The following is a 751-nucleotide window of genomic DNA, read 5'->3' on the forward strand; positions in this document are numbered from 1 at the left end:
GTGAGGGACAGTTTTCTTTAGGAAAAAATGATGGAATTAATCAGGCATTAGATTGTTTATGTAAAAATGACTGGGTTAATTCATCGGACAATTATCAAGACACAAACCTGCACAAGTTACTGAGTTCTTTGGCTGAAACGTCATTGGCAGAAAGGATGATAGGTTTCAACAATGCACTAAAATGTGATCTGCCTGCTGATTATCACCCAACTTTCTGCTTTGAGGGGAATGGTCAATCTGGTGTGAACATGCATTATGAGGTGATCCACAGTGAAAATAACTGTAATCATTTTAAATTGACGGGTGAGTTTTTGTTTGATAAAAACTGTCAATTACGTGATGAAAACCCTTTAATTTCTATTGAATATTTCCCTCAATGCTCTAAGGCGTTAGAAGAGACTCTGGACTCCAGAACGGTAATGCAGGCACTTTTAGATTGGTTAAGGAATTTATTCCATTTGAATGGTTCTGCGTTGGCAAATATTCAATCTGAGGTAGATATAACAGAATATGTCGAGGTGAGTTTTTTAAATAAAAATCAGGTTGGCATTGCTGATGGCATAATGGAAAATAGAGTGAATGAAGAACGAGCAGCACGAGTAGCGCGTGAAGAACAAGCAGAACAAGCAGATGATATTAAACCATTATTGCAATCCATTATTCAAGATCTTAATGTAGTAACTGAATATATAAACAATGAATTAGGTGAGCGTAGTGATGACGGACTTGAACAAATGCTAGAAAAATTTTC

Annotated in this window: 1 protein-coding gene; it reads left to right on the plus strand. The window is 36.2% G+C overall.

Annotation, left to right across the window (positions count from 1 at the left end; all coding sequences use genetic code 11):
- Positions 1-751: hypothetical protein (locus V1952_RS22225; protein ID WP_420075593.1), on the plus strand; the 751-nt coding region annotated here is incomplete at both ends.

Origin of the sequence: Yersinia sp. 2542 StPb PI (assembly GCF_048593855.1) — a bacterium.
In the GTDB taxonomy this organism is placed as follows: domain Bacteria; phylum Pseudomonadota; class Gammaproteobacteria; order Enterobacterales; family Enterobacteriaceae; genus Yersinia; species Yersinia enterocolitica_E.